General features: G+C 53.8%; 27 protein-coding genes and 1 pseudogene. 23 read left to right on the top strand and 5 right to left on the bottom strand.

Features of this window, described 5'->3' with window-relative positions:
• The first annotated feature begins 11 nt into the window (after positions 1–11).
• From CBW22_RS02675 to CBW22_RS02690, 4 genes are read left to right on the top strand one after another with little or no spacing between them, the layout of a single operon-like run.
• Positions 12–272, top strand: coding sequence for a DUF7446 family protein (locus tag CBW22_RS02675; protein ID WP_088515958.1), 261 nt, complete (start codon positions 12–14; stop codon positions 270–272).
• Positions 259–675, top strand: a complete 417-nt coding sequence (locus CBW22_RS02680) for a TIGR03751 family conjugal transfer lipoprotein (protein ID WP_088515959.1) — start codon at positions 259–261, stop codon at positions 673–675. Before CBW22_RS02675 ends, CBW22_RS02680 begins: the two co-directional genes overlap by 14 nt.
• The gene (locus CBW22_RS02685) at positions 675–3,473 is read left to right on the top strand and encodes a conjugative transfer ATPase (RefSeq protein WP_088515960.1); all 2,799 of its coding nucleotides are present in this window, start codon (positions 675–677) and stop codon (positions 3,471–3,473) included. Before CBW22_RS02680 ends, CBW22_RS02685 begins: the two co-directional genes overlap by 1 nt.
• A gap of 11 nt (positions 3,474–3,484) precedes the next feature.
• Positions 3,485–3,889, top strand: a complete 405-nt coding sequence (locus tag CBW22_RS02690) for a hypothetical protein (protein ID WP_088515961.1) — start codon at positions 3,485–3,487, stop codon at positions 3,887–3,889.
• Between the two features lie 93 nt (positions 3,890–3,982).
• Here the strand turns inward: CBW22_RS02690 and CBW22_RS02695 are convergent, their stop codons facing one another.
• On the bottom strand, positions 3,983–4,639 hold the full coding sequence (locus tag CBW22_RS02695) for a hypothetical protein (protein ID WP_088515962.1): 657 nt from the start codon (positions 4,637–4,639) through the stop codon (positions 3,983–3,985).
• Positions 4,640–4,869: 230 nt separating this feature from the next.
• Between CBW22_RS02695 and CBW22_RS02700 the strand changes: the two genes are divergently transcribed.
• The 6 genes from CBW22_RS02700 to CBW22_RS02725 all read left to right on the top strand — a co-directional run bounded on the left by CBW22_RS02700 (position 4,870) and on the right by CBW22_RS02725 (position 12,118).
• The gene (locus CBW22_RS02700; protein WP_088515963.1) at positions 4,870–7,296 is read left to right on the top strand and encodes an ATP-binding protein; all 2,427 of its coding nucleotides are present in this window, start codon (positions 4,870–4,872) and stop codon (positions 7,294–7,296) included.
• Positions 7,297–7,429: 133 nt separating this feature from the next.
• Positions 7,430–7,837: a TIGR03757 family integrating conjugative element protein gene (locus CBW22_RS02705; protein ID WP_088515964.1), complete on the top strand. Its 408-nt coding sequence runs from the start codon at positions 7,430–7,432 to the stop codon at positions 7,835–7,837.
• A 2-nt stretch (positions 7,838–7,839) separates the two neighbouring features.
• The gene (locus CBW22_RS02710; protein WP_441339103.1) at positions 7,840–8,805 is read left to right on the top strand and encodes a TIGR03756 family integrating conjugative element protein; all 966 of its coding nucleotides are present in this window, start codon (positions 7,840–7,842) and stop codon (positions 8,803–8,805) included.
• An 11-nt stretch (positions 8,806–8,816) separates the two neighbouring features.
• On the top strand, positions 8,817–10,241 hold the full coding sequence (locus tag CBW22_RS02715; protein WP_233209822.1) for an integrating conjugative element protein: 1,425 nt from the start codon (positions 8,817–8,819) through the stop codon (positions 10,239–10,241).
• Between the two features lies 1 nt (position 10,242).
• Entirely contained in the window at positions 10,243–10,581 is a 339-nt protein-coding gene (locus CBW22_RS02720) for a hypothetical protein (RefSeq protein ID WP_088515966.1), read from the top strand.
• A 10-nt stretch (positions 10,582–10,591) separates the two neighbouring features.
• Positions 10,592–12,118, top strand: a complete 1,527-nt coding sequence (locus CBW22_RS02725) for a conjugal transfer protein TraG N-terminal domain-containing protein (RefSeq protein ID WP_088515967.1) — start codon at positions 10,592–10,594, stop codon at positions 12,116–12,118.
• 38 nt (positions 12,119–12,156) lie between these two features.
• Here CBW22_RS02725 and CBW22_RS25915 read toward each other — a convergent pair whose 3' ends face one another.
• Positions 12,157–12,384, bottom strand: coding sequence for a hypothetical protein (locus CBW22_RS25915; RefSeq protein ID WP_141097285.1), 228 nt, complete (start codon positions 12,382–12,384; stop codon positions 12,157–12,159).
• A gap of 1,908 nt (positions 12,385–14,292) precedes the next feature.
• Between CBW22_RS25915 and CBW22_RS02735 the strand changes: the two genes are divergently transcribed.
• The 10 genes from CBW22_RS02735 to CBW22_RS02775 all read left to right on the top strand — a co-directional run bounded on the left by CBW22_RS02735 (position 14,293) and on the right by CBW22_RS02775 (position 21,054).
• Complete coding sequence (locus CBW22_RS02735) at positions 14,293–15,183, top strand: integrase domain-containing protein (protein WP_088515969.1); 891 nt, start codon at positions 14,293–14,295, stop codon at positions 15,181–15,183.
• The gene (locus CBW22_RS25920; RefSeq protein WP_141097286.1) at positions 15,176–15,427 is read left to right on the top strand and encodes a hypothetical protein; all 252 of its coding nucleotides are present in this window, start codon (positions 15,176–15,178) and stop codon (positions 15,425–15,427) included. Before CBW22_RS02735 ends, CBW22_RS25920 begins: the two co-directional genes overlap by 8 nt.
• A 320-nt stretch (positions 15,428–15,747) precedes the next feature.
• Positions 15,748–16,164: a hypothetical protein gene (locus CBW22_RS02740; protein WP_088515970.1), complete on the top strand. Its 417-nt coding sequence runs from the start codon at positions 15,748–15,750 to the stop codon at positions 16,162–16,164.
• 88 nt (positions 16,165–16,252) lie between these two features.
• Complete coding sequence (locus CBW22_RS02745; protein ID WP_088515971.1) at positions 16,253–16,618, top strand: hypothetical protein; 366 nt, start codon at positions 16,253–16,255, stop codon at positions 16,616–16,618.
• Positions 16,619–16,696: 78 nt separating this feature from the next.
• Positions 16,697–17,014 (top strand): hypothetical protein, encoded by a 318-nt coding sequence (locus CBW22_RS02750; RefSeq protein ID WP_088515972.1) that lies wholly within the window; start codon positions 16,697–16,699, stop codon positions 17,012–17,014.
• 109 nt (positions 17,015–17,123) lie between these two features.
• On the top strand, positions 17,124–17,432 hold the full coding sequence (locus tag CBW22_RS02755) for a hypothetical protein (RefSeq protein WP_059009494.1): 309 nt from the start codon (positions 17,124–17,126) through the stop codon (positions 17,430–17,432).
• Between the two features lie 80 nt (positions 17,433–17,512).
• Positions 17,513–18,124 carry a hypothetical protein gene (locus CBW22_RS02760; RefSeq protein ID WP_088515973.1) on the top strand — a complete coding sequence of 204 codons (612 nt, stop codon included), beginning with the start codon at positions 17,513–17,515 and terminating at the stop codon, positions 18,122–18,124.
• Positions 18,125–18,195: 71 nt separating this feature from the next.
• The gene (locus CBW22_RS02765; protein ID WP_088515974.1) at positions 18,196–19,179 is read left to right on the top strand and encodes an ArdC family protein; all 984 of its coding nucleotides are present in this window, start codon (positions 18,196–18,198) and stop codon (positions 19,177–19,179) included.
• Between the two features lie 96 nt (positions 19,180–19,275).
• On the top strand, positions 19,276–20,226 hold the full coding sequence (locus CBW22_RS02770; protein ID WP_088515975.1) for a DUF1281 domain-containing protein: 951 nt from the start codon (positions 19,276–19,278) through the stop codon (positions 20,224–20,226).
• 126 nt (positions 20,227–20,352) lie between these two features.
• Positions 20,353–21,054, top strand: a complete 702-nt coding sequence (locus CBW22_RS02775; protein ID WP_088515976.1) for an N-6 DNA methylase — start codon at positions 20,353–20,355, stop codon at positions 21,052–21,054.
• Positions 21,055–21,101: 47 nt separating this feature from the next.
• Here CBW22_RS02775 and CBW22_RS02780 read toward each other — a convergent pair whose 3' ends face one another.
• Complete coding sequence (locus tag CBW22_RS02780; protein ID WP_059009483.1) at positions 21,102–21,284, bottom strand: hypothetical protein; 183 nt, start codon at positions 21,282–21,284, stop codon at positions 21,102–21,104.
• Positions 21,281–21,522 (bottom strand): annotated as a pseudogene (locus tag CBW22_RS02785) (DNA polymerase III subunit theta). The gene CBW22_RS02780 and the pseudogene CBW22_RS02785 overlap by 4 nt, the downstream one beginning before the upstream one ends.
• A 54-nt stretch (positions 21,523–21,576) precedes the next feature.
• Between CBW22_RS02785 and CBW22_RS02790 the strand changes: the two are divergent.
• Both CBW22_RS02790 and CBW22_RS02795 read left to right on the top strand, forming a co-directional pair.
• Complete coding sequence (locus CBW22_RS02790) at positions 21,577–22,206, top strand: SOS response-associated peptidase family protein (RefSeq protein WP_088515977.1); 630 nt, start codon at positions 21,577–21,579, stop codon at positions 22,204–22,206.
• A gap of 243 nt (positions 22,207–22,449) precedes the next feature.
• Positions 22,450–22,665: a hypothetical protein gene (locus CBW22_RS02795; RefSeq protein ID WP_059009479.1), complete on the top strand. Its 216-nt coding sequence runs from the start codon at positions 22,450–22,452 to the stop codon at positions 22,663–22,665.
• A 471-nt stretch (positions 22,666–23,136) separates the two neighbouring features.
• On the opposite strand, the gene CBW22_RS02800 is transcribed toward CBW22_RS02795, so the two are convergent.
• Entirely contained in the window at positions 23,137–23,565 is a 429-nt protein-coding gene (locus CBW22_RS02800; protein ID WP_059009477.1) for a hypothetical protein, read from the bottom strand.
• A gap of 631 nt (positions 23,566–24,196) precedes the next feature.
• Here CBW22_RS02800 and CBW22_RS02805 point away from each other — a divergent pair.
• Entirely contained in the window at positions 24,197–25,768 is a 1,572-nt protein-coding gene (locus tag CBW22_RS02805) for a sensor domain-containing diguanylate cyclase (protein WP_088515978.1), read from the top strand.
• Positions 25,769–25,781: the final 13 nt, after the last annotated feature.

The raw sequence follows: 25,781 nt of genomic DNA on the forward strand, positions 1-25,781 counted from the left end.
CGGGGATTTCAATGCAAAACACCAACCTTGAGTATCGGGTGGGGTATACCCCACTCAGTGGACGCCTGTATGCCGGTTATCTCCGGAAAGATAATGGAAAGTGGGAGGGGTCACCCCATGAGGTGACCGACTGGGCCATGTTTGCGGTTGGCCAGAAACTGGCTCGGGAAGAGACCGATATGCTGTTTCCCCTGCCTGACGGTCGGGTAATGCGTGTGTCTGCAGTCATTACAGACGCTGAAACAATGGAGGACGCGAATGCACAGCGCTAAACCCCGCCTGGTGTTGCCTCTGACACTGATGCTTTCGTTATCACTGGCCGGCTGCAGCACGTCCAAAGACGAGATGCTGCCGCCCGGAGACAGCAGCATGCTTGAGCTCTGGAATGATGGCGCCTCTGCGACACATGCAACCGGCGAAAGCCGCACGACACTGCGCCGCCCGGTTACGGACAGCGAACGCGTGATTTCTCAACAGACGCGCGAAAGCTACAGCCGCACGCAGGAAAATGAAATACAGCAGACGTTTCCGCGCCTGCCTAATCCCGACATGGTCATGTACGTGTTCCCGCACCTGGCCGACGGCAATACGCCGGTGCCCGGCTACAGCACCGTTTTCCCGTTTTACAGCCAGGTGCAGTATGCGCTGCCTGGTGAGCGCACGGAGGATCTGTAATGGCTTTTTCTCTTTTTCGCCGTCGGGCCGACGCGCAGGCGCCGCATCAGTTTGGAGATGGCCCGTTTTCCATTAACGGGCATGAACCGCTGACGCGAGAGGGGCGGCTTACCCGCCGTGATGAAGCTAAGCTGTATGATACTGCGCCTTCCATTATCGACCACATCCCGTGGGGCGAGTATCTACCTGAGCACAAGTGCATTCTGCTTGATGATGGCGTGTCGGTCGGCGCCGTTTACGAAGTGATCCCGGTTGGGACCGAGGGACGACCTGACACACGGCTCGATGAAATTCGTGACGTGGTGGAAAACGCCCTGCAGGACAGCCTCCCGGAGCTGGATGCTCACCAGTGGGTGGTGCAGTTTTACTGCCAGGACGAGTCAGATCTGACCGTCTACATGGACGGAATCAGGGGGTATGTGAAGCCCAATGCTCAGGGAACGGCTTTTACGGAAGCCTGGCTGACGGAGCAGGAGCGGCATCTGCAGAACGTGGCCAGCGAAAAGGGCCTGTTTCTGGATGAGGCTGTCACCGGTGCGCCCTGGCGCGGCCAGATCAGACGTACACGTATGGTGATTTACCGCTGGGTTGAATCACCGTATCGCGACCCGATGGCGCCCGAGGTGTTGCTCAAACAGGTTTGCGATCGTCTGACATCGGCAATGAGTGGTGCGGGTATCCAGTGCCGGCGTCAGAACGGAGAACAGATCCACAGCTGGCTGCTGCGCTGGTTCAATCCCGATCCGAAATGGGTTGATAAAGCGACACTTTATCGTTGTGCAAAACACACTGACGATGCGCCGGGTGATTTACCTCTGCTGAACGATTTCAGTGAAAGCCTGTGGTTTACTCGCCCGCGCAGCGACGGGGATAAAGGTGTATGGTGGTTTGATGATGTGGCGCATAAAGCTGTTCCCGTGGCGCGTCTGCGCAATGCTCCCTCAACAGGTCACCTGACGGGTGAGGTGAAACGCGGTGAACATATTAATGCCATTATGGACCTGCTGCCTGAGGGCACCGTGCTTGCCCTGACGCTGGTCATTCACCCTCAGGATAAGCTGGAGGAAAACTTTGCCCGCCTGAGCCGCGATTCAATGGGTGAAAACGTGGACTCCCTGCGCGCGCGCGAGGATGCCGCCACAGCCCGCACTTACCTGGGTAATAAACATAAACTGTATCGGGCTGCCATTACCCTGCTGATTAAAGCCCGGGATCTTCCATCGCTGGATAAGCGCTATCTTGATCTCAGCAGCAAGCTGCTCAACTGCGGACTTGAGCCGGTTAACCCGGAGCATGATATCGGTCCGCTCAGCACCTATATGCGCGCATTACCCATGTGCTTTAATCCGGCACAGGACCGGCATAACTGGTATACGCGCCTGATGTTCGTGCAGCATTTTGCCTGCCTGGCACCGGTCTATGGTCGTGATACCGGCACCGGCAACCCGGGCTTCACCTTCTTTAACCGGGGCGGTGGCCCGCTCTCGGTCGATCCGCTTAACAGAAATGACCGCACGCAGAACGCGCATCTAATGCTGTTTGGGCCAACCGGTGCCGGCAAGTCCGCCACCGCGCTGGTCAAGCTTGCCCAGATGATGGCCATCTATCGCCCCCGTATTTTCCTGATAGAAGCAGGCAACAGCTTCGGCCTGTTTGGTGATTACTGTGCCTCCCTGGGACTGAGCGTACATCGGGTCAGTATAAAGCCCGGTAAAGTTATTTCTCTCGCACCTTTCGGTGACTCACATCTGCTGATGCAGGCAAAACCGGATGAACTGATCATCAGTGAAGATGCTCTTCCGGATATTGATGACGATGAAGATAAGGATGAAGAGCATGACGTACTCGGTGAAATGGAAATTGCCGCCCGCCTGATGATTACTGGCGGAGAAGCTGCAGAAGAATCACGATTAACGCGCGCAGACCGTGGCATGATCCGTGAGGCCATCATGATCGCCGCCCGCACGGCTTTTGAGGAAAGCCGGCAGATGTTGCCTGAAGACCTGATGTTTGCGTTGCAGAATATTGCCCGGGACAGCAGCCAGGGAGAAGACGGCCGGGAAAAGCGAACTGCGGCACGTCGTTCCCGTGCGGAAGAAATGTCCGAGGCGCTACGGATGTTCACTGAAGGTTTCGAAGGCGAACTCTTCAACCGTCCAGGCACACCGTGGCCAGAGGCGGATGTCACGATCGTTGACCTGGGTACGCTGGCCCGTGAGGGCTATGAGGCGCAGATGGCCGTTGCGGTCATTTCGCTGCTTAACTCAATCAATAATATCGCTGAGCGAGATCAGTACAGCGACAGGGATATTATTGTGCCCATCGATGAAGGACATATCGTAACGACGAACCCGCTGCTCGGGCCCTACGCGACTAAAATTGCCAAAATGTGGCGTAAGCTCGGCACCTGGCTCTGGATTTTCACACAGAACCTCGAGGATTTCCCTGATACCGCCAAAAAAATGCTGAACATGGCGGAGTGGTGGATCTGTCTGGTAATGCCTCCGCAGGAGGTCGAGCAGATTGCCCGCTTCAAGACGCTGACAGCTGAACAACGGGAAATGCTGCTTTCAGCGACGAAGGTCCCCCGGAAATATACGGAAGGCGTCATTATTTCAGAGAAGGTTCAGGCGCTCTTTCGTGCGGTGCCACCCAGCCTTTACCTGGCGCTGGGGATGACTGAAAAACCAGAGAAAGCCGAGAGACGACAAATCATGAACGAATTAAATTGCAGTGAGCTTGAGGCTGCGTTTCACGTTGCGCGCCGGCTGGATGAAAATCGCGGACTGAGTATCTGACAGGGGAACCCATGAAAAAACTGACTATGGCACCGCCAGTGGTCGTAGCGGATAAGGCGCTGATTGCGTCTGTCATTTTTACCGTGCCACCGCAGGGGACGGCATCAATTGGTCAGTCCGACAGTGTCTCACTGGAAATACTGCAGCGCGAGATCACAAGTCGGCTTGATAAGCCGGTTCTGATTTCAGTCTTCCCTCACCGCGTTGGGCGCCGCAGCTGCGTGGCGGTACATCTGACGGATGCCGGCGGGAAAAAACTGGATATCCTCATCACCGTAACCGGTAACACGCTATGGCCTGGTGAAGCTGAGTTCGAAAGCAGTCTGCGCTGGAATATCTGCGTGCCGGATGCCACCGATATGTTATGGGTATTGAAGGAGATCGACAGGGTTACAGCCGGCGAGGTGTTCAGTTAAAACGGCCCTGCCTGTTTGTCAGGCAGCGGTTTCAAGCTGTCTGACAAACAGGGAGGCTGCGGGTGCGGGCGGCATAGAGCCCGCTTTACCGTCTCAGCGATTTTTGTATGCCTTTCTTGTTTTGGGGACCTTAACGTATGCATTTGTAAGGTCTAACACATATTTAATGTAATAATGCAGTGGAATCGAAACTGCATTACCTTTATTTGACACTGCTATCACCGAAACATTCCTCACCCCTCCGGCACTACCTTCCTTCACACCTTCTGTAGAATCACGAAACTGAGTCAGTATTTTTGTATAGTCCTCCAGCTCAGCGATACTCATGCCCTCACCAAGTGGGAAGGGATTATTATTCACCTTTGAAATTAGCCTGGACTTTATCTTATCGTCGCCTAAAGAGAAATAAGGTTTTACGTGCAGCTGGAGTGTATTGCTCTCCGTAAGGCTGCCGCCTATAACAAAGTGATTCTTAAATCCTTTTTTATGCCTCAAAGCAAACTTTGCACTAATATATCCGACCTTGTCATCTTTGTATTTTGTTATTTCACTTGCATGACCACTGAGTTCTTTCTTAAATTCAATTATAAAGTGCTTAGCATCAGAGCCTGCAACCAAATCTCCGATTCTTTCTGCACCCCCATCGAGAGGAGATAAAAAATCTAATCCACACGTATCTTTAGAATCAAGTACAAAATTGTATTCAACGGTTTTTTCAAACCATGTATTTTCTGTGTTTTTTGTATTCATGTCATTTCCTTTGTTAATTAAATAGCCTAAAAGCCAATAAATATTGACATGCTGTTGGCTTCACACTCTGAATATTCTACTGAAAGCCTTCAGTTTCCATTTATCTCCACTGGCATCATAACAGGCTGAAAAAAGAATTTTAATTTTTCTTGATTCAGATATGAGTTGTTTGTTTAACCATGTGCATAATGCATGAAAATGGACTCCCGCTTATAAACAGGAGCCTGTTGATGCGCTATCCCTTTGAACTCGATCCGCAGATTATTCACCACATCATTTACAGTCAGGCCGGCTCTGTCGGCAAGGCCGTCATTGAACTCATCATGAACAGTGTCGATGCCGGTGCCGGCGCGGTGATCATCGACATTACCCCGGAGGGCTTCTCCTGCCGGGATGATGGACGCGGCTTTACGTCATACGATGACGTAAAGCGCTATTTCGGGCGTTTCGGCACGCCGCATCAGGAAGGTGATGCGACCTACGGGCGCTTTCGTCTGGGTCGTGGCCAGATCATGGCGCACGCTCGTACACTCTGGCGCTCGCAGCGCTGGCAGATGTCGGTTGATACGCGTGAAATGGGTTATCACTATGACCTGGAAGAAATTGCGGAGGCTGAGCCTGGCTGTCATATCACTGGTGAGTGGTATGAACCGCTGACCAGTCAGGAGCGTATGTCATGTATTCAGGAAATCCGTGATCTGGTGCGCTATACACCCGTCACGGTGCACCTCAACGGCACCATCATTACCCGCCAGCCGGCACTGGAGAAGTGGGATGCGGAGGACGATCAGGCCTGGTATCGCCTCCGGGAAGACGGAGCGGTGTCGGTATACAATCAGGGCGTTCTGGTGCGTCATGATCCGGGACACATCTGGGGCGTGGGTGGCCTTATCGTCAGTAAAAAGCCCATCGCACTTAACGTCTCGCGTACAGAAATCCTTCGCAAGAGCTGCCCTGTCTGGAAAACAATTGCCGCCCGGTTTGGCCAGCTTGCCACCGCCTTTTCTGACAATCAGGGGAAACATCGTAAAACTGAAGCGCGTCGGGAGAAAACCGCCCGCGCTTTGCTTTCCGGAGAAGGCGACCTGCAGAAGCTGATGCACGATGAAGAAGTCATCACGCTCCTGCCCGGCAAACGTCACGTCACGCTTGAGCACTTCATTCGTAAGTGCCGCTATTACCCGGCGGCAACCGACAAAAACTGCTTCACCCTCGCGCGGTATGCTCGCGATGTTCCGCGCGGGGAAATCATTGCCCGGGCCGGTATCGCGCCAGTGGTGCATCCTGTCACGCTGTCCCGCTTCGGCTGTTACGAGTCGGACGAGTTTATGGAAAGTCTGAGCCGCGTACGCGCAAATCTGATGGCTTACCGTGAACAGTTACCCCGGCACCGGCGATGGGGTTCCGGCTGGCAGTCTGAGCTGGTACTTATTGATTTCGACACCCTCAGCGCAAACTTTATCGACCGCACGCAGATGGTCAGCGAGAAACAGCTTGATAAGGAAACGCGACGGGCGTGGACAGCGCTGCGCTGGTGCCTTACCCAGTATGCTGCTGTCTGCTCGGGTGGCGAAGCGGGCTATCAGTCACGTTCTTACGGGGGGAAGCGCTTTCAAATTTTGCTGGGTGAGTCCACGTCGGCGGATGCCTGGACGGACGGAGAGACCTACATTGCCTACAACATCGATATCGTCCGCCGGCTAAAATCCGATGCGCTGCAGACTGCCAGTCAGCTGTTCAGCCTGACGGAGCACGAGGTGGCACACCAGGGCGACAGCCTGGACTGTGGCCACGACGAGACTTTTTATCAGCGTTTCCATGATATCAGCACCCTATGCGCACCCGATCGCCAGCGTTACATGCACGTCTGGCTGATGAAATACACGACTAGCCTGGAGGCAGAGGGTAAACGCGCAATCGGAACAGCCTGGAAAGAGCGTTATCTGACTGAGCGTGCCAGCACCGGCCGGGAGAAAAAAGGACTCCCCGGCGTTATCAGTGATGCCGGAATTCGTGATGCTGTAAGTGCACAGCCGGACCCGGAAGATATGTCACGGCTTGATTTTCTTAACCAGCAACTGACGGGCGCCGGTGCAGCGGCGCCTGTAAGGTCCGACTGGGATAGCGCGGTGGCCGCCGGCATTGAGCAGGCCCGTAAGAATCAGTCAGAACGGTTACGGGAACAGCAGGCTCTGGAGGACTGGTACGCTGCAGAGGATGATGCATCCGACATTCTAATCGATGAGCAACGGGCAGCTGAAGCTGAAGAGCAGATGTGGCTGGCTTCCCGTAAAACACATTACCTGTCCCTTTTACCCGACGCTACTGAGGAGGCTTTAAACGACTGGGTGGTTGAGTTCCTTGCCATTGCGACCGATTCAGATGAGGAAGCACGTGCTGCGTGGGCCATGCGTGCATGGGAAAACAGCGACCTCTGGTTTGCCAGAAATACTCCAGCCAGCATTGAAGCGGAAGACCTCCATGAACAGGATGCTGAACACCCGCCTGAACAAAGCCTTCCTGCAGAGTGGCTTCCATTTGTCGTGGAGGGCGAAACCCGATGGAGCATAGAGCGTAACGCAGCTGCAGCAGGTTTTGTCCGTGAAATGGATTATCTGGAGTGGCGCCGCGACAGCACCATCGGCGGGTCATCCTGATCATGCGGAATCACGGTTTTCTCAACCAGCCTGCGCGCTGAGAAATTATCAGCGCCGGGCTCAGAGTTAATTACTGACCGGCCCTGTTATTGAACGCACCCTGAGCAGGTTACTCACTCAGGGAGTGTTCTCCATGAAATTTTCATTTTGCTGCCTCGCAGCACTGTTACTAACCGCCGGCGCCCATGCCGGCACCGTCATTTATACCGACAACGCCCACCCCGTAACGGGTAACCCCGGGCCTGACGTGACTGTCATTATGCTGGATGCGCCTGACCGGCTGCAGGCAGATCTCTTCGGCCCGCTGCCGGCAGACCCGGCACAGGCTGAACAGCAGGCGCGGGCTGTCATCAATTCGCCTGCGTTTAAGCAGCGTCAGCAGGACCTTGCCGGAACCTATGCTGGTCTCACGCACGCCTGGTCGCTGGGTCTTGAGAAATACCCCGCGGTGGTGTTTGACGATAAGTGGGTGGTCTACGGCACCACGGACGTCGGCGTGGCCACGCAGCAGCTGAACGCCCGGAAGGAGTCTGCACAGTGAAAATGCCTTTCTCCCGCCCGCGCCGGCTGGCACTCGCCACGTTAATGGCCTGCACCGGCACGATGGCCAGCGTCAATACCGCGAGTCTGCTCTCAAGCGCCGCCAGTCCTGACTGTATCAGCTGGCGCATCAGCGGTATCTGTTACTGGCTGTTCTGTACGCCTTTCGGCTGCTCCGTTAAAACCTCCGTGAAGGTCACCCATTTCATTCCGGAAGCCGTGGTTTCAGCCTACCTGAGCCCTGGAGCCAATCCCTGGACGGAGATGTCGGCCGTCAGCAGCCTGGCTGATGGCGCCGAGGGTGCGCTCCTGGGAGGCGCTGCAGGTGTGGCGACAGGTGGCGGACGGCAGGAAATGAAGGCGCCCGGCGATCGTAAGCAGAACCTGCACTTTTACTACGGCGATGCGTATGGCCATCCAGCTACCAGACTCATCGGCGGAATGGTGCCGGGGTATTCCTGTGACAGTGCCGCCACGCCTTTTATGCCGTACTTCACAAGCAGCCTCGATGCGCTTGCCTGGCGCACTGGCGTACCGGAATCGCTCTACCCGGAGGCTTTAATCCCGGGACAGCGTGAGATTGGCAGCACGGCCAGCGGCAACATGTGGGGGAATGTCTACCCCCGCAGCGGCTTTGTCACTCAGACCGACAGTTACAAGTCGGCGGCCGTTGTGGTGCAGCGCGTGGCCGACATTATCACCCGCCAGGGACAGCTGCATGTCTACAGCCCGCTCACCGGGCAGCGTTCGCCGGGCTACTGGCCACCCGACCCCGTCCAGGAAAATACCGGCACAAAAAATCACAAATGGCAGCGTCTCTCTCCCCAGCTCTCACAGAGCTGCGCGGTTTTCCCCGACACCGGCGGGCAGATAGCTGAAAACGGCAACTATGCCTGGGCGCTGTGGCAGCCCTACAGCTGCTGCAAACGACGTGGCCAGACCTTCCTTTACAGCACCGATTTCTCCTGAGGACTAAGCAGATGAAACAGCAGTATTCGCAGCGGCTCTACCGCCCTCTGGCGGCATTAGCCTTCTCCGCCTTTCTCTCCCTGCCGGCACTGGCTGTGGACACGTCACTTTCGTCCGGCGGTGCGTCAGTGAGCGGCGCGATTAATGACGGACTTTTTTACTCTATTGGTGGCGGCTCAGTGATCTCACCGCCACCGAGCCGCAGCAATATGTCCCGGCTGGGGCTGAACGGTGGGTGGAGCAGTGACCTCATGTGCGGCAACTTTGACCTGAAAACGACCGTAGGCAATCAGCTCAACGGCATCACCAGCGGATTCAAGGACCTTATGGGCAACGTGATTCAGGGCGCGACCGGCGCGGTTATGAGCATGCCGGCAATGGCCATTCAGCGTGCTAATCCCGGGCTGTATGAAATGCTCACCAACGGGGTGCTGCAGGCAGGGCTCAACTTCGATAAAGCGCAGCTCAATTGCCAGAATATGTCAAAAAAGCTTGCTGACTATACCCTGGGCAGCAAGTGGCAGCAGGCTGCTGTATCCGAAGAATATAAGGATATTGTGGCGTCCAGCGGCGGAGACGCCGTCTCCAGCGACCAGCAGCTGCAGAAGGCCACCGGTGAAGAAGGCGTAACCTGGGTCGGCGGCCAGAAACGCGGAGGCAAAGGCCAGCAGGCCATTCAGCCGACCCGTGACCTGGCTAAAGCCGGTTATAACATGATGAACAGCCTGCCGGTGACCAGCAACAGCAGCGTGGGCTCCGCCAGCTGCAACGGCACGGTCTGCCAGCGCTGGAAAACCTCGGATGATGCGGCAGCGGCGGTGGTTAAGGTGCTTGGCGATCGTTCGATCCGGACCTGCAGAGAAACCAGCGAATGCACAAGCGGCGGGGCTGAAAACCAGCCCGGCAGTTCTGTCGCCGGCACGGGATTCTCGCCCGTGCTTGAAGATGCTACCAAAGCCAATCTGGAACAGCTGGGTAAACTTGTCGGCGGTGAACTGCAGCCAACAGCCGATAACCTGGCGGCGCTTAAAACCGGCAGCCTTGTTGTAACGCGCGGCGTTATTCAGTCACTACGCGATGACCCGGACAAGGTCGCGCTGGTTCAGCGCCTGGCCGGCGAGCTGGCGATGGCTGACACCGTGGAAACAGCACTGACCATGCGGCGCATGCTGACCACCGGAGAATCCGAGCCAAACGCCGCTGAGCAACCCGAGGCGCTTGCTGAAGGCGACCGCCGCATTGATGCTCTTGACCGCGAGCTCAGCGCCCTGCGTAACGAGATGGAGTTGCGCAAATCCATCAGCAACAACAGCCTGCTGACCACGCTGGCGCGTCAGGGAGAGCGTAACCAGGATAACCAGCTGCAGCAGAAAGCCGGCAATCAGGATCAGGGCTTCAGCCAGATGAACCAGACGCAGTCTTCCGGAGCAAACTGATATGACACTCTCCTCTGTTCGCGGCCGTGCAGGCCGCATATTACTCATGCTTCTCCCCTTACTGCTGGTAACCGTGGCCATGTTTGCGCTGGCTTCGGTCTTTATGGCGTATGACCCGGACGGCCAGCTGACACGCAGCTGGCTGCATGAGAGCCGGTGGGGGCTGTTTGCCTGGCGGCTTGTGATGTATGCCGGCATCGCTGCAGCCTGGGGCCTGAAGATCCGCCCGCAGCTTCTGAAGCGGTGGCCGGAGGCTCGTGCCCGCCTGCCGCGCACCGAGCTGCTCGGGGTGCTGTTTATTCTGGCCACGGAATGCGTGGCCTGGACCGGCACGGCATAAGGGGAAGATCATGACAGCAAACAGTTACCTGAAATATTTTCTGGTCCTCTTTGGCTGGGTGATGAACAATGCCATGTGGACCATTCTCAGCAGCACAGGGCTCTTTGCGCTGCCGCTGGTTTTTAAGGTCATGGGCGTGTGGCTCAAGGTGCGTGAGGAAGGTGCAGACGAAGGGAATAAAGGATTACTGGCGCTCCCGCGCATTGAGCATGCCATTTATGTTTCGTTTGTGGTGATGCTTTTTTGCTGCATCCCGCTGCTGCCAGTAGATATCAGTACCATCAAATTCGACAGTTCCCGGGCAAAGCAATGTGGCATCAGCGTACCCACGCCGCAGAACTCGGGGTACAGCGGTTTAGTCAATGACTTTGACGGTCGTACCGCCCAGGTGCCCATCTGGTGGTATCTGCTGCATATGATGTCTAAGGGCACTACCCAGGCTCTGATTGCGTCCATTCCCTGCGGCACGCAGCTGCGCCAGATGCGTTTTGACGTGCAGAACACGAAGCTACGTGACCCGGTATTGCTACAGGAGGTCCAGGACTTTGCAGATCAGTGTTATTCAAGGGCCTATTTCCGGCTCAAGAACAGCAACAGTCAGCTCAGCGATGCCACCATTAACTCGGTAGGCTGGATTGGCAGCGACTACTTCCTGAATACGTCGGGCTATTACGATTACTACACCGCCACCACCCCGAGGAGCCAGTGGCCCTATAACAGCTCCCGCGACAGCGGCTATCCGGACACCGGTCAGGGCGGCTATCCCACCTGTAAAACGTGGTGGTCCGATGGCTCATCGGGGCTTCGTACTCGCGTGCTGGCCATCTTCAGTGATTACACACGTAAAGAAGTGCAGAGGCAGTTTCCCGGTCAGCAATGGGAAGAGGTCGTGCTGCGGTGGATAGTAAGCCCGCGAAATGCCGGACTTTCGGGTGGCGGTGTTACTTACATGGCCGGTGCAGATGACACCGCCTCCGGTATTGGCGGAAATCTGTCACGGCTGGCATCTACTGTAGGTTTAGGTATGAAGCAGGTAGAAGCACTTCCTGGCTTCGATGCGCTGAAACAGGCGCTTCCGATGATTCAGGCGCTTCTGCAGATGATGATTATCACTGTGATACCGGTGCTGATGATGTTCAGTGCTTACGAGCCCAAAACAGTGGTTACCATATCATTTGCATTATTTGCATTGCAGTTCATCACCTTCTGGTGGGAGCTGGCAGGATGGCTTGATGACAGAATGATCACCATTTTGTACTCAAGCCTTGCTGAGAGCGGCCTTGCGTCTGGTCAGCCCATTGCTGATTTTTTGAGTTCACCCAGAGACGGATGGATTATGAACCTTGTGCTGGGAATGATGTATGTTGTGTTTCCAGCCTTTTGGATGGGTATGCTGAGTTGGGCAGGGGTAAGGATTGGAGGAGTAATCGATTCAGCAATGTCAGCAGCATCGAAAATGCCACAACAGGCGGGAAGTGACGGAGCAAAGCAAACGGCTGGCGCAATCAAGACTGTAGCTACTAAAGGTAAGGCATAAGAGTGAATAAATAGACCAAGTTTATGGATGCACTTGGTCTAATCTTTTATCCCATTACGATAATAACCATATCCTTGTGTACCATCCTTCCAACCATCAGAACTTAACTCATCATCAAGGTTTTTGGATGAATTCGGCATATTCGAAACTATATCTAAAGCACCAGATGCAACCGAAAAAATAACTGAAAAACAATCAGTTAAATCATCTTTGTTGGTTCTGCCATTTTCATATGCTTTTAACTCCTCGTTCCAATCATTAGCCATAACCCCTCCTGATAGACAAGTAGCGAAACTATATACGGCCTGCACTTCATTTAAGATTATATCATTTCATTATCAATAGATTACGTTACTTCACGGCACCGACTACATATACCTATATGATCATGATTTTTTTTAACACGAAGGATGCTAAAGTTCAGCATCACTCATGAAACTGTTGCCAGGTTACTAAATTTCCAAAGCACTGGCAAATTTTTAAGCAGGCAGATGCGTGAAATCTCATCCTGCGATGAGAATGTCTACTGGAACCATGACCGCCCGTGTTTTCTGTTTACAAGGGCAACTCTAGCAGGAAAAAGGCAGGCAAGCCCCCTAAGGCATCTCATTGACATGACAATTTATAGACTAAAAGCGCGAACGTTAAATGTTTCGAATATGCATATTAGTAATGAAAAAAACTCCTCAGAAAATTAAAATGTTGTCTTTAGCAAGGGGGAAAAGATCGAGCTATCTTATCCTTTAAACTGCAATAATGCCTATTTTTCTCCTTAATAAATGACGCTTGCTATTACCCGGTCAATTTAATTTAGATAGGTTGGGTTACTTGGCTTTAACATCCTTTCTAAATTTAAAATCTCATCACATTTTATTTAAGGGATTCATGTTGTGTTTGTTTTTTATGTTTAGATTAATGCAATCAACCCAGTTGAATGACGATAGTTATCCTGATGGGAGTCAGGTGTATTATGTTTTTATTTATTAAATTCTAGTTATCACTCAGAAATCACAATTTACTTTTGTTACTTTAAATATCCCGGTCAGGCATATCATCTTTGCAGTGGCTGCTTAATTTATCTATGAATGTTGTATGCCTACAATAACTCTCCACGCAAAGAAACTCATTATTAATGAGCCCAGCGTAGTTATTGTCATATGTTGGGGGTGGAATTTATTGGCGATCCTGCGACCATCTAAACACCCTGGTTTATATTGTATGTGTTCTTTTCTTATAGGAATTATAAACATTTATTTCTTATAAATGAAAAGTTTAAACACTCGAACGGTGACTAATACTTGTAAATGGATCCCAACCCGATCTACTATCTTCTCGTTGTACCGTTGCGTAAAGCAACATGCCAATGTCCCGGCAATCTGAGAGGGACGCCTTCGGGTGATTGCATGCCAAAACCGTTATGACCTGAGAGACGGTGCCTTCGGGCGGTAAACCCGTTAGCCTTTGAAAATGGGGATCGCTTTGACAGCGATAAAGGATATTCCTTTACAAACAAGCTGTCCCTGACAGCCTTCTTTCAGGCTCATCTGTCTGTTTTCTTCGTTTCGTCTCGATTTTTTGACGACTGCATCCGTTGCAAACTTTGCGACGTGGGTATGAACATTTGGGCATCTTCCACGGCCGCATTGAGAGCAGAGGAGCGCGGCGTCACTTGCGTTCGAGTGAAACGAGTACCAAGTGACGCGCGCAGCGCATAACTGGCAGCGCTGACGCACTGCCGTTTAAACAACTTCTTTACCAACTGACCAACACGTACTCAAAGGTTTTAAGCGCCTTAAAGACGTACTTCATTCACCGTTTGTTCATTTATCAATCAAACGTCTTAGCCATGAAAACGGCCCGGGACTTCATTAAAAGAGGAGAAAATCGACACGATATCGATGGCGACACCAGTCAGCATACTGGTGTGTGGAAGCAGACTGATTCATTTCAGCCCGGTGCAAACCGCGAACAGGTCAGAGACCTGGGGAGCTTCGCAATAACTCAACATTTCGCCGCCCCGATGCACAGATATCTGTCGAGACGCAGGAAGCGCAACCACAAACCGTGCCGTCGGGGTGAAATTCATCGTCTGTAGCTGTGGCGCAGCCGGTGTCAGTGCTTTTCCGTTTACGCAGACGGAAAAGCACTGACACCTGTTTAAATGGAGGGGGATTATGGCAAAACTGAATAAAAATCTTAAAACGCTTGCCAGACAGGCGGGCGGAAGTTTTAAAACTGTTTCTGACCGAATGAAAATTGCTGACAGGTTTGCCGAGCGTTTATTAAGGCTTAATGTTCAAATCAGAGATATAAGGAACATTAAAACGTCGCATATCGAACTGTATATGAAAAGTCGCCTTTCAGAAGAAATTTCCAGGCGCACACTTCAAAATGAAATGGCGGCGATCCGCGCTTTACTGCGGGTTGCAGGAAAGACATTCATGGCTAATCCTTCTCATGAAAAACTGAGCAACCAGGCCCTGGGCATTTCGGAAACGAGCCGGGACGGAACGAAGGTTGCCATTCCCGATAATTATTTTCGGCAGGTATTAACGAGTGTAGAGCAAAAGGATGAGGGCATTGCCTGCGCAATGAGGCTATCCCGATTACTCGGTTTAAGAACGGAAGAAACAGTTCAGTCTGCTAAATCATTGCGTACCTGGCAAAAAGCGTTACTGAATGAGGACGAAAAAATACGCATTGTATTCGGTACAAAAGGAGGGCGCCCAAGAGATACCACGGTATTAGATCGTGATGCGACTCTGGCTGCAATCAATGCGTCTCTTAAACATCTGAGTGAAAATAATGGCAAGTTAATCGATAAACCATCATTACACACGGCTATTGAACGCTATCGCAATGTCGTCCGTGAATCAGGATTAACCGGCAAATATGCACCCCATAGTTTACGTTATGCGTACTCTGTTGATGTTATGAATCTCCATATGAAAAAAGGTTTTACTAAAGAAGAGGCGCAGGCTCTTGCATCAATGGATCTGGGACATGGCGATGGCAGGGGACATTACGTGGCGCGTGTTTATAACAAGGTTGAGCTTCATGAATAAGCATGGTTTTATTTCTGGTAAAGTTTCGATTATTTGTCGTGTGCTTTTAGGATTTAAAGTAAACGTTTCACGCATTATCGACAGGGGACATTACGAGGTGGCCTGTCTACAGGAGGCTTATGCACATTATGGTGACAGGCTCACCCGTACTGATGCCTGTCTGTATTTCACTCAGGGCGCACTGATTGAAACTTTCAGGATTGTGCTGAGTGCAAAAATTAAAGCGGTAAGATCTTTGCGTTGATACTCTTGCCTGAGGTGCGGGAATTGTGTACGCTTATTTTGCTAACGTTGTCTCTGACAACTGCCAATGTTCCGGTGATTTGAGAGGAACGCCTTCGGGTAATCACATGCCAATGCCATCACAACCTGAGAGATGGCGCTTTCGGGCGGTACAAACCTGTTAACCTTTGAAAACAGGGACCCCTGCGGTTAAGGTCCTTTTTACTTCGCTTCACTCTCCTGAACACCTGATTTACTCATCCGGCATTTCTGGCCTGATTCTCACCCTGAGGGATACTTTCCCTTTGGGACGGTTCCCTTTTTTTATAAGGAATCGTACCCATGCATTACACCAAAATGATCAATCCGCTCACGTTACTGAATTGTGATTCATCCGCTTCTGCAAGAATCATGGTGGATTACGTTAAAACTCAGCTTAACGTACGTCTTGGTTACAAACTCATGGTTGACGCCGATCCTCAGGTTCCTGCTGACGGCCTTCCAGACTACCTGACTTTTCTCAGATATGTCGCACATACCGTTGGTTTTGCAACTGAGCATTGCTTCATAAGACACACCTTTGTCGAAGAAGCCGTGAACGAGCTGACGCTCCTGGGGGCAAATGTTCACAGTCGTCACTGGAATACGGCTTTTCACCAGGGCGTTACCCTGTCTCGCCAGGAAAAAGAGCTGGACGACGCTACAGAAGAAGCGCGCAAAATGTTTTATCAGAGCGCCGGTTTTTCTGACATCGCCTGACTGCCTTATCAAACGGACAGTCTTTCACCCTCACGGGACTTCTGTCCCCGTCAGGGACAGATTTCCCCGACGCTTCAGGGAATCCTCAATGAACGATTTAACTCTCACTTCAGATTTTTATCATCGTGCCAGCGAGCGTACCGCTCACAAAGTCGCACTGGCCAAAGCAGAGGGCGAGCTGCTGAGTATCGCAGCGCTTCGCCGTTTTGGCCTGAATACCGGGACAGATGACGACGGCTTTCCGTTTTACGTCTGGGAAATGGCTGCGGTCGCCAGGGACCTGGCTGAACTGCATGTCCGGAAGCTTATACCTGAATCATGGGAGGCATTCTTTAACGGCCTCTGCCGCATGGCAGAAGGTATTGATAAAGAGGCCTGGACATATTTCTACAAAAGCGCAGTCAAAGACGAAAAATGCTTTCTGGCTATGGAAAATAGCGAAGCAGATTTCTGAGGTGATGCACTTAACCCGTATGGGGATTTTCTCCATACGGAGACAAATCCTCTTATTTTTACTGAAGAGGATTTACCTGTGAATACACTGGCATTTAATACGTTATTACTCGTTAAACATAACAGCAGCGAATGGCACCGGATGTGGAGCAGGCTGGCAAAGCACAGATCTAACCGTGCCCTGCAGGACCCGGCTGTTGCTGATAATGACGGTGAAGTCTGGCAGTACATGGAGACAGTGGAAAAACGCGTTCTGTGGTTTGGAAAACGCTACATCCATCGTTTCCGTCATCGTTATCACCCAGCCTGCGGTTGCGCCATGACAGTTCACATTCCTGCCAGCCGAACCTTTAACCCGGACGATCCGGATAACGCTTTATATCATCACTTCGGTTAGTCATTAACCAGACGCCGGCGTCATTTATGACAAAGGCTTTAACCCATGCGGGGACAACCTCCCTGCATCTGCGGTGATGGTTTTCTCCGCATTCATTAAGGAGAAAACCATGAGCAGTATAATGCTGTTACTTATCACCCGCACATCGCGCGCCCTCAGCTGCCTTGCAGAGGCAATGCGTCAGCAGCAGGCTGAATGGTTCACCAACCGCAGCGGACACAGCAGTTTCCGCGCCGAGGTCGTTCAGTCTGAAGGAGGGTTTACCGCCATCATTTCACGCAGAACGGGCTACAGTTCGCGTGACTGGCAGTATCAGCAACTTGGCAGCGCAGGTAAGTTTGCCTCCGCACGTAAGGCTTTACGGGCGGGCCGGCAGATGGCGCAGCAAATGGCCGGATTGCGTTACCGTTTCGACTGAATCTGTTTTTACTGATTAACACTTCCCGGAGGGGCCTTCCCTCCCGGGGAGGTTTCCTCCTTCTTTTATACGGAGGAAATATGATCCGTTTTACTTCTGCTGAACTTCGTCCGCTTTTCACACAGAACCTGGGTATGCAGCGCCCGCTGATACTTGAAAAGAACCTGGGGATTTATCTTCGTGTACCTGATGACAATCATCCCGGAGAGTGGCTGAAAGCCTGGGCTGCAGGGTGTAATCCGTCGGAGGATGCAGACTGGTCAGATCTTGCTGACTCACTGATACCCGAACGGGAATTCTTCTTTCAGACCTTTATTGCGCAGAGCATGTCTGATGCTGTCCTGAATGACCAGCATGATCTGCTCATCAAACCCGTGATCAGTAACCTGAACAATGCGCTGACGCTTCATGTGGAAACGCATCCACCGCTGAAGGTGTATGTACCGGTGAGCGAATATCGTGACCGGACCCGCTGGCTTTACGATCAGTCGCTGCGCCATTTTCATGCCTGTGTAGGTAATGCTGAACGTCTCAGCTGGCGTTCGCAGGCATTACATGTTCTCGACCAGGTCATTCGCCTTGATTCAAAGCGGGCGAAACCCGCCGATCGGGAGATGTTTGACAGTGCGGTCGCGAGCGTACGTGACCGTATTCGTTTGGTTATGGCCGACGGCTCCTTACGTTTTTACTGATTTTTCCACTCACCGGTGGCGCATCGTCCGCCACCGGCCGGGATGCGCCCCGTTTTCAAAGGATGCATCCCATGAAAAAGACAACAGCCCGATCCAAAGCGTCAGCAGTACAGACTACTGACCTGTATCAGCAGGTCACCGATAAAATCATTGTGGCGCTGGAAAATGGCGTGCCGCCCTGGCGGCGCCCATGGCGTTCGGCTCAGAACGTGCACGGCAGCTGCCTGCCGGTCAATGCCGTAACCGGCCGTGCCTACAGCGGGGTTAACGTTCCCCTGCTCTGGATGGCCGCAGAAGAACACGGTTATACGTCCGATCGCTGGCTGACTTTCCTGCAGGCTAAAACTGCGGGAGGTCACGTCAGGAAGAATGAAACCAGCGCGCTGACCATTATCTACAAACCGTTTGAGAAACAGGCTAGGGACAGCAGTGATAATCTGCTGTTCCGGGACGGAGAGCCGGTTATGGAGCAACTGACCATGCTGAAGCAACTGCAGCTGTTCAACGTTGAACAGTGTGAGGGCCTGCCTGAATTCGTCAGCGGTGAAGGTGTGGTTTCTGTTCCGGCAGAATCCCCGTCTGAACTCAGCGCGGTACAGCTGAATCAGGTACAGCAGATATTCAGCTCCACGGGAGTCGGGTGCGATCACCGCCTGCAGGACCGCGCTTATTACCGGCCGGGCGCTGACCGCATAGTCATGCCGACGGTATCGCAGTTCCGGACGGAGGCGGACTACTGGTCCACCCTGCTGCATGAACTGGTGCATGCCACCGGGCACGGCAGTCGCCTGAACCGGGAAGGCATTACCTCATCGTCACGGCAGTTTGGTGACCCGGTTTATGCGTTCGAAGAGCTGATAGCGGAAACCGGCAGCGCCTTTCTCTGTGCGGAGCTCGGTATTACCGGCGACGTGCAGCACGAAAGCTATCTTGCCGGCTGGCTGAGAGCACTTCGGGAAGACAAACGGGCAATTTTCCGTGCCTGCCGGTTCGCCCGTGAAGCCTCGGAATATTTACTTGCGCCCCTGAACCGTAATACGGAACAGGCGGCATAATCTGACCCGGCGGCTGCGGCCGCCATCATCCCCCTGAGGGCATCTTCCTCAGGGAGATGCCCTCTTTTCGTTTCAACCGACAAGAGGAGTTTCACAATGTTTTCATGGTGCCAGAACCGCCTGGAAATCACCGGTAAGTCAGTCTGCCTTGATGTTATGCAGCCCTGGATTGCCGGCACGGAAAAACCGCTATACCGCCATGCCGTCCGGCAGGCGATAAAACTGTTTCTCGCTGGCTGTGCCGGCATACTCAAGCCTATCAGGGCCATGGACTATGCGCCGTATCCGATGCTGACCGCTTCAGGTACGGGAGCGCAGACTTCACCTAACCAGGCATTCCAGCACTTTATCGAGCTGCTGGAGCAGGATGCGTGGCTGGACACGAAGACACTCTCCCGCATGGAGAAAATCACGCTGCAGTCCGGCATCGATGCGCTGAAATGGGAAGCCATTCCGTTTTCAGCCCGGCAGATAATGGCGCAGCTGATGGCCGTGCATTATGCCGACTGGTTTGGTGTAGCCGGTGCCGGTGGCCAGTTCGATCCGCAGGAGCGCTGGGAATGGCTCAGCAGTATGCCGGAGACAACCTGCCCCTGTGACATGCTGATGGTGATGCCGTCACGTCTTGCTACCGAACTCAACGGCGATACGGGTCTGTTCAGGGGGCTCAATACATCGTTAGAACTTTACATGCAGCTTTTTGGCATGGAGTTCCCGGCAGGCCATCAGGCCAGCTGGAGCCGTGATGATGTGGGTTCGCTCACGCTGCACTTTGCGTCTCCCTGGTATCCGCCGTCAGGTGAGATCATGGGAGAAATGTCACAGTTGTTTGACTGCGAGATCAGGCACTACTGGATTTCACCGGATGCCGGCACGTCAGGTTACAACTGCTTTGACCGGGGCGATCATGTTGACAGCGGTCCGTACCCGGCTGAGGAGCTACGCCAGTCTGCATCGGGTGATGGTGCCCGTATGTACCTGGTTACGCCTGAACCTGCTTTAGTGCCCGCTGTAACCACAGCGCACTACGGCAGTATCCGCGCATAGCGACAATCCAGAACCGGTAATCCGGCTCTGTCGTCCCGCCACAGCGAAACCTGTGGCCGTTTTTTCACCCCGAAGGGAACACCGTTTCCCTTCAGGAAGCGTGTTCCCTTTTCTGAGGAAGCACGCATGAAACAAGTCATTAATCACGAAAAAGCCTTTCTTAAACTCTTTAATCAGACCGCCCGTTATCACCGCCGGCATCAGGTGTTTGAGGATTTCATCAGCTGTAGCGTCATCGCACTGGAAAATCGCCTGCAGTTCTGTGAAAAGCGTGAACAGAAGTACCTGCGCATCGTGTCCCGTTATGAAAAACCTGACGTCAAAAATTTGGCGCAACTGTTTGCCCATGTGGTGAACGGGCTTGAAGAGGAGCTAGGTGATTTTCTGGGGCGGGTTTTTATGCAGCTCGAGATGGGTGATAAATACCGGGGACAGTTTTTTACCCCGTGGAGCATTGCCCGTATGATGGCTCAGCTTCAGCTTGGGATTATTGAAGAACAGCTGAAGGTTAAACCTTTCATTACCCTCTGGGAACCAGCCTGCGGTGCCGGTTGTATGGTGCTGGCGTACGCCAGCGTGATGATGGAGGCCGGTTATCCACCACACCGTCATCTGTGGTTTTCAGCAACGGACATCGATCCGCTGGCCGCAGGTATGGCTTACATTCAGCTCTCACTGTGCGGCGTAGCCGGAGAGGTCGTGATTGGAAATGCCCTGAGCGATGAGCGGCGAAGGGTTTTACGAACGCCGGTTCATTACTGGGAGCGCTGGCCGGAAAGGTTGCGGAATGTCACTAAAGGGCAAAAACAACTTTTTCACGTAGCTTAAAACTCAGCAGGCAGACCTGAATACAGGTCTGCTTTCTTTTGGAAATTTTATGCCCGCTTCTCCCTGAGAAGCCGATTGCGAACACCTTTATGCTCCTTTGTTTTTCGGTGCATATAAAGCATGACAGCTTCATCAGAAGTTAGCTTGCCAATGCTGTATCCGAAATAACAATCTTTCGCTACGTGTTCAGATTCGGCTAGCTGCTTTAATTTTTCAATCGGCGTCGTCATTTCTGCTCCTCCTTCTGATAAATCGGGTCAGTACCGCGCGGGAACTTCTGCGCTTCTTGCCGATAGAATTGCAGACGCTCCCGGAATATTCACGCATTTCTTCTGGCTGCTGCCGCTCCACTTCTGCAGGTATTACCGGCAGGTTCATGCGTTCTTTGTAGGCCGCGCCTGACGCAGCTAAATCCACGTTAACTCTGTCGCGTTCTTCCCGCGACCGGGCTGCAAGGTTATGAGACATGATGACTCCTCCGGATGACAGTATACCGCCTATGCTGAATAGCAGGAGGTAATTATGTGTGGACGGTTTGCGCAGTACAGCAGCAGGGATGAATACTTTGAGGCGCTTGGCGCCAGCCCTGAAGAATTAATCCGGGACCCGGAGCCTATCGGGCGGTACAACGTGGCGCCGGGCACAAAGGTCCTGTTACTCAGTGAACGCGATGGGGATCTGGCGTTCGATCCGGTCTACTGGGGCTATGGTCCCGAGTGGTGGGATAAGGCGCCGCTCATAAATGCCCGCAGTGAAACAGCTGCATCAGGGCGCATGTTTAAGCCGTTGTGGGTACACGGGCGTGCCGTCGTGCCTGCAAACGGCTGGTTTGAGTGGCAAAAAAGTGGTGCCGGAAAACAACCCTACTTCATTCACCACCGTGACAGGCAGCCGCTGTTTTTTGCGGCCATCGGAAAGGCGCCCTTCAATCGGGAGCACGGGCGGGAAGGCTTCGTTATCGTCACCGCGGCCAGCAATCAGGGCATGGTAGACATACATGACCGCCGTCCACTTGTGCTGACTGCAGACGCGGTTCGGGAATGGCTGAGTCATGATACTTCTCCGGCGCGCGCTGCGGAGATCGCGCGGACCAGCGCTCTGCCTGAATCCGCCTTTTCGTGGCATCCGGGCGTACAGGCATCAGTCCGATGAGCATGCAGCATGATCTTATGCGTCAACGTGATTAAATATATTTAATTTATGACCAGGAATTTTGCCATCAAAATTCCTGTTTATTTAACACAAATATAATCAGATATTTTAAGCGGCTTTTCAGGGGTGATTTTTTTAAGCGATCATAACGAAAATAAATAACGCACCGTGAGAAAACAGAGCTATTATGACCGTGTTATTAAAATAATATGAAATCACAGTAGTTTTTCACCCGGGGGTTATATGGTTCACATTGATTTGCGCACACGTGAAGGCGTGATGAAGGCTTATGCTTTCAGGACGCCTGAACAGGCTTTAAGTATGATTGAGAAAATAAAGGACGATGATTTTCAGTGGTTTAATCTGGACTGGGAGGGCAGGAAATTCACCTGCCCGAAAAAGTTTATTAAAAGAATGACAAGCTGGTCTTATATTAAAATGATGCGGGGATTTCTGTAACCCACCTGCCGTTAACAATCTGGGAATAAATATAATCACGCAGGGATGCGTGTTTTCTTAATATCCGAATCGTTTCGGACACTGTAAAAAAACACTGAGCGGCAGACGTCACTTTCCCGCCGCGAGGTCAGCGCCCGGCCGTCCGGATATGACGGTAACGGCGCAATAAGAAAAAGACGCCCCTCAGCACATACATCGGGGACTTTACGGGTATGTGTGCCTCACCCGCCTGATGCCGGATGTCCGTGTCGCAGGTCTCACAGTGGCTGATAAAATAATAACGATCCTCCGTGGTCAGAGGTGCACAGCAGCGCCGGCAGCGTACGGGACCCATGGCGTTTGTTTCTCCGCTTAACCTGCTGTATCTCTGCAGTCGTTTAAGCAAAGACCGCCGCTGCCGTTAAGGCAACCGGGCGCGCGTGAATAAGATGATTCCTGGCAGCGCGGGTCGCGGTCACGGAAGGGCAGGGCTCAGTGGCAGCGTGCCGGCAGGGCGTCAGCCCAGTGTCGCAGGCTGGCGGCAGAAAAATTCAGGAGGCGTCCTTCCGGCAGTGCGCCGGCCAGCCGGACTCCTCGGCCTGCACGCCCGGACAGCATGTCCAGCATGGCGCCGGGCACCCGGGCGTAGAGAATGTTGCAGTGGCCACGCAGGGCCTCGCCGGCACACGTCCATCCGCCGCCGTCCTGTCCTGCGCTGTTTTGTATGTCATCGCCCGAAAGCCTGCCGTGCGGCGCCTCCAGCGAAATCAGAAGCGCTCCGTCGTCATCGCAGGTCGCGTGCAGAAACACGTTTTTATCCTCCGAAGCCGTGATGCAGGTGCCGGAGCCGGGCGTGCAGGCTGCCGGCTGCGCCCATAAGGGGGACGCCATGAGCACAAACAGCAGCAGCATCTTGTTCATAAACGGCCCGCCTGTCTGTATGAAATTTGTACGCCACCCGCCATCGGGCATGGTGCGCTCCCTGGCCGATGGTGTATGCACCCTGCCCACAGGGTTATCCACCGCACGGGTGCATAAGTTCGCCTGTACGCCGGCGGAGAAAAAAACCGCGCGGGTGCGCGGTCAGGACGTTCCGTAAATACCGGACAATACGCCACCGGTCGTCCGGACCTGAGTCAGGTGCGGAAGGGCGGAGACGCCAGCTCTCTTCGTTTGCTGTGCAGACGCGTTGTGTGTGCAGCGCAGGGAGTATATCCCTTTTATCTGTATGGTACCGGCCCGCCTTCATGAAATAAAACGTCCGGCACGATAAAAAAATGCCCGCAAGCCTTCACGGGCTAATCGTTGATTTATGCCGTGGTGAGACGGCACCGCTTTATTAAGCATTTTCCATGATATTTATCCACGAAAATTGTGTGAAAGCAGAGGATTATCAGATTAAGTTGCATTAAGAAGAATGAAATGCGCTAAGCTGGCGTGGGCCGGCCCCCGCAATCCTGTCGCGCGGCGCATAAAAGGCGCGCTGTTCTGCCATTTAACCCGGTCCGTGACCGTTACACTCTGATGACACCTCAACCGGGCCCCTGACGCCATGCCGCTGAAAAAACTCCGCCTCCGTACACTGCTCCTGTCGCTCTCCGTCGGCGGGGTGATCCTCACCTCCTGCCTGCTGCTCGGGGCGCTGCTGATTTTTCAGAAGGGCAACATCGAGGACAGCCTGCTGGAGAGCAACATCGCCTACGCGAGGAAGCTCGCCGACACCACCGATCGCTATCTCGGCACGGCGCAGCGCGAGCTCGCCTGGAGCGCCACGCAGATTAAGGGCCTCACCGACCCCGCGCTGCTGAGAGGGGAGACCGACCGCCTCCGGCTGCAGTCCGGCTTTTTTAACACGGTGGTGGTGGTAAACCGCGACGCCGTTATCGCCGCCACCTCCCCGGAGAGCCTGAGCCTGGTCGGCGTGAAGCTGCACTCCGATGCGAGCCGGCAGGCCATCGCCACGCAGAAGCCGTTTATCTCGGCCCCCTTTACCTCGGCCTCCGGTAATTACGTCGTGTTCCTGTCACAGCCGCTGTTTGCGCCGGACGGTGGCTATCTGGGCTACATCGGCGGCACCATTTACCTCAGGAAGCAGAGCATGCTGAGCGATATCCTGAGTCAGCATTTCTACGCCCGCGGCTCTACCGTCAGCATCGTCAGCAATGACGGCCTCATCGTGTTCAGCCACGACCCGTCTCTCGTGGGAACCAGAATGACGCTGAGTGCAGCCCTGATGAAGCGACTCGCCACGATGGACAGCGGACGATTCAGCATGGAGGCGGGCGGACAGGCGTTTCTGACGGGGTTCGCCAGCCTGCACAAAACGGACTGGAACATTTTTATCGCGGGCACTTCTGAAACGGTCCGGCATATTCTCGTGCGCACGGCGAAAAACGCGCTGTGGTTCCTGCTGGGGATCATCGTGCTCACGGCCGCCGTCGTTGCCCTGATGGCCGGGCGCATCGCTTACCCGCTTGAAAAGCTGGCCGGCATGGTGCGGGACGACGACAGCGAGGCGTCGCTGGCCTCGGTGCCCGCCTGGTATTATGAGGCCGATCGCCTTAAGGAGGCGGTACAGGATCACCGCCTGGCGGTCGCCGGCCGCATGGCTGCGCTCAGCGATGAGGCCATGACCGATCCGCTCACCGGAATCTGCAACCGCCGCGGCTTTACCCTCATGGCGGACAGGTTCAGCGATGACGCCGCGCAGTGCGTGATTGCCATCGACATTGACCACTTCAAAAAAATCAATGACTGGTACGGCCATGATGCAGGCGATGCGGTGCTGGTCAGCCTCGCCGGTCTGCTGCGGCAGGCGTGCCGGACGGGGGACGTCGTCAGCCGCTTTGGCGGTGAGGAGTTTATTCTTCTGCTGCCGCAGACCTCCGTGGAGGATGCGGCCCGCACAGCGGAGCGCATCCGCGACGTGGTCAGCACCACAACGTTCCCGTACGTCGGCGCCATGACGGTCTCTGCCGGGGTGGCCGCGCTGTCAGACTGTGGCAGCCGCGATGCGCTTCTGCGCCGCGCCGATGAGGCCCTTTATGAGGCCAAAGGCGCCGGACGTAACGTGGTCATCGTCGCCGGACCGGAGGGGTTCAGGCGCTACAGGACGCCAGCCTGAGGGCTGTGAACCC

This window comes from Pantoea sp. VS1, from assembly GCF_002207995.1.
GTDB classification, from domain to species: Bacteria; Pseudomonadota; Gammaproteobacteria; order Enterobacterales; family Enterobacteriaceae; genus Pantoea; species Pantoea dispersa.